The organism is Mesorhizobium sp. M1A.F.Ca.IN.020.03.2.1 (assembly GCF_004023205.1).
Taxonomy (GTDB): Bacteria; Pseudomonadota; Alphaproteobacteria; order Rhizobiales; family Rhizobiaceae; genus Mesorhizobium.
Genome location: NZ_RZSV01000403.1, coordinates 1 through 2629 on the forward strand (window position 1 = coordinate 1; position 2629 = coordinate 2629).

Consider the following 2629-nt stretch of genomic DNA (forward strand, 5'->3'; position numbering starts at 1 on the left):
GCCCTGGTCTTCGCCTCGAAGGCCGGCGCCGATCCTGCAAAGGTTCGCCAAGCCCTGATGGGCGGTCTCGCCGCCTCGCGCATCCTCGAAGTGCATGGCGAGCGCATGATCAAGCGCACCTTCGCGCCCGGTTTCCGCATCGAACTGCACCAGAAGGACCTCAACCTCGCGCTGGAAGGCGCCAAGGCGCTCGGCGTTGCGCTCCCCAACACCTCGACGACGCAGCAACTGTTCAATTCCTGCGCCGCCAATGGTGGGGCGAAGGAGGATCACTCGGCGCTGGTCAGGGCGCTGGAGCGGATGGCGGGCCACGAAGTGGCCTAGAAGCGAATAGCGAATAGGGAGTAGCGAATAGGGATTGCAGGCCGACGGGCCGCCGTGTTTCGGCTATTCGCTATTCGCTATTCGCTATTCGCTATTCGCTATTCGCTATTCGCTATGAATTTTCGCGCCGCATAAAGGCTCACCGCCGCGGCGTTCGACACGTTGAGCGAGCGGATGGCGCCGGGCATGTCCAGGCGGGCAAGCGCGGTCACCGTCTCGCGCGTCTTCTGGCGCAAGCCCTTGCCCTCGGCGCCCAGAACCAGCGCAATTTTTCCTCCGGCGAAGCTCTTTTCCAGCTCCGCCGATCCCTCAGAATCGAGCCCGATCGTCTGGAAGCCGGCATCGTGCAGTTGACCCAGTGCGTCGGCCAGGTTCTTCACCTCGATCTGGTCGATGTGCTCCAGCGCGCCCGAGGCCGATTTCGCCAGCACGCCCGATTCCTGCGGGCTGTGGCGGGCCGTCGTGATCAGCGCGCCGGCGCCGAAAGCAACCGCGGAGCGCAGGATAGCGCCGACATTGTGCGGGTCGGTGACCTGGTCGAGCACCAGCACCAGCTTTGTGTCGCCGAGCGTGTCAAGGCGCTTGGGTTTAAGCGGTTCCGCCTCGATCAGCACGCCCTGATGCACGGCGTCCGAGCCGGTGATTTTGTCGATATCTTTGGGCTCGACCAACTCGGTCATGAAGGACAGGGCGGAAAGATCGCCGATCGCCAGCCTCTCGGCGGCATTGCGGGTCACCAGCATTCTTTTGATCTTGCGTCGCGGATTGTCGAGCGCGGCCCGCACCGTGTGCAGGCCGTAAAGCCGCACCAGTCCGTCGGCGGGGCCTTCGCCCGGCAGCACCGGTTGGCGCGGCCGGAATGCCGGCGCGCCGCCCGCCTTCTGGTCGCGATGCGCGCGCCTCAGCTTGGCGTAGTGGGTGTCCTTCGGGGTGCCCGGTTTGCTGCTTTTGTTGTCGCTCATGCCGGCCTCTATAACCGTCCCGGCCGGCTAAGGATACGGGCTGCGGCGACGAATGCCGAACATCCTCGAAAAACCCTGGCCGCGCCGGTTGACACCCACCGGCCTTGCCGCCATAAGGCGCATCGCTGATTTCGGAGAAGATCCTTACTCGGGCTCCGGGTCGGCTGAAATGCCTCGTTGCATGGCTCCGGCGGCAGACTGGAGAGGTGCCCGAGTGGTTAAAGGGGACGGACTGTAAATCCGTTGGCTTAGCCTACGTTGGTTCGAATCCAACCCTCTCCACCACTGCCGGCCCGGAAGCCCTGAAACGAAAAGCACCGGAAGTGTGCCACTGTTTTCCGATGCTAGCGCAGGCGGGTATAGCTCAGTGGTAGAGCAGCAGCCTTCCAAGCTGAATATGCGGGTTCGATTCCCGCTACCCGCTCCAGATTTTCTTCGTCGTAGGCCTCAAATGAACGCCGAGCACCCGTGGCGTGCGGCGTGTTCGATCTGCCTTATGCTTAGCTGTTGAAAGCCGATGTCACCTGATGTTGCGGCGGGACTTGGCCGTTCGGCGTCAGCTTGTCGACAACGCCGGGCAGCGCCGTGGACAATTGCTGCAGCAGCTCCTGCTCGTTCATACCGGTACGTTGCGCGATCTCGCGGATCACCGCCGGCCCCAGCGCCGAGCCGAGATCGTTGGCGTTGATCGGCCGGTTCTGGCCGGTGCCGACCCAGGAATCGGCTACGCCGCCGTGGCCGGCGTCTCGCAGTCTGTCGAGCAGCCCGCCCAGTCCGCCGAGCAGGCCGCCATCGGCGGAGGTTCCGGCGGGAGTTGGGGCGGGGGCCTGAGCTTCGGCTGGCTGTTCCTCGCTTCTGCCGCTCAGCATCTTGCCGACCAGCAGCGCGCCGAGCGCGATCATCAGGGGTTTGGTGATGTTGCCGCCGGGAACGGCGTTGTCAAAAAGGCCCATCATGGATCTCCTATCAACCAAGTCCACCCGGCGCCAGAATGGCTCAACCGGGGGGATTTTCAAGCTGTCTTGAGCTTTTGACAATCATATGAAAATGATTGGCAGCGAGGGGATTGGAGGGAAGAAATGGGCATCATCAGCTGGATCATTCTCGGCGCGATCGCCGGCTTCATCGGCAGCAAGATCGTCAACAAGACCGGTCAGGGCTTGATCATGGACATCGTGCTCGGCATCGTCGGCGCTATCGTCGGTGGCGTGATCTTCAGCGCCTTCGGCGCATCGGGCGTCACCGGCCTCAACATCTGGAGCCTGATTGTCGCCGTCATCGGCTCGGTCGTCGTGCTCTGGGCTTATCACCAGTTCTCCGGCAGGCGCACGCTGTAGAACGGT

4 protein-coding genes and 2 tRNA genes are annotated in these 2629 nt (G+C 63.3%); 4 read left to right on the forward strand and 2 right to left on the reverse strand.

All coding sequences use genetic code 11. From position 1 onward, the window contains the following. On the forward strand, positions 1-324 hold a 324-nt coding region (locus tag EOA79_RS31280; protein WP_164894042.1), incomplete at its 5' end, for an NAD-binding protein. Between the two features lie 98 nt (positions 325-422). Here the strand turns inward: EOA79_RS31280 and EOA79_RS31285 are convergent. After that, on the reverse strand, positions 423-1286 hold the full coding sequence (locus EOA79_RS31285) for an RNA methyltransferase (RefSeq protein WP_095824695.1): 864 nt from the start codon (positions 1284-1286) through the stop codon (positions 423-425). 200 nt (positions 1287-1486) lie between these two features. On the opposite strand from EOA79_RS31285, the gene EOA79_RS31290 reads away from it, so the two are divergent. Then, positions 1487-1571, forward strand: a tRNA-Tyr gene (locus tag EOA79_RS31290). A 68-nt stretch (positions 1572-1639) separates the two neighbouring features. Then, positions 1640-1713, forward strand: a tRNA-Gly gene (locus EOA79_RS31295). A 73-nt stretch (positions 1714-1786) separates the two neighbouring features. Here EOA79_RS31295 and EOA79_RS31300 read toward each other — a convergent pair. Then, positions 1787-2239: a YidB family protein gene (locus tag EOA79_RS31300; protein WP_067321636.1), complete on the reverse strand. Its 453-nt coding sequence runs from the start codon at positions 2237-2239 to the stop codon at positions 1787-1789. 126 nt (positions 2240-2365) lie between these two features. Here EOA79_RS31300 and EOA79_RS31305 point away from each other — a divergent pair, with 126 nt between their 5' ends. Then, positions 2366-2623, forward strand: coding sequence for a GlsB/YeaQ/YmgE family stress response membrane protein (locus EOA79_RS31305; RefSeq protein ID WP_066989559.1), 258 nt, complete (start codon positions 2366-2368; stop codon positions 2621-2623). Positions 2624-2629: the final 6 nt, after the last annotated feature.

Excerpts from the sequence above, each read along its gene's own strand:
- EOA79_RS31285 (WP_095824695.1), bottom strand. The coding sequence starts at position 1,286 with ATGAGCGACAACAAAAGCAGCAAACCGGGCACCCCGAAGGACACCCAC.
- EOA79_RS31300 (WP_067321636.1), bottom strand. The coding sequence starts at position 2,239 with ATGGGCCTTTTTGACAACGCCGTTCCCGGCGGCAACATCACCAAACCC.
- EOA79_RS31305 (WP_066989559.1), top strand. The coding sequence starts at position 2,366 with ATGGGCATCATCAGCTGGATCATTCTCGGCGCGATCGCCGGCTTCATC.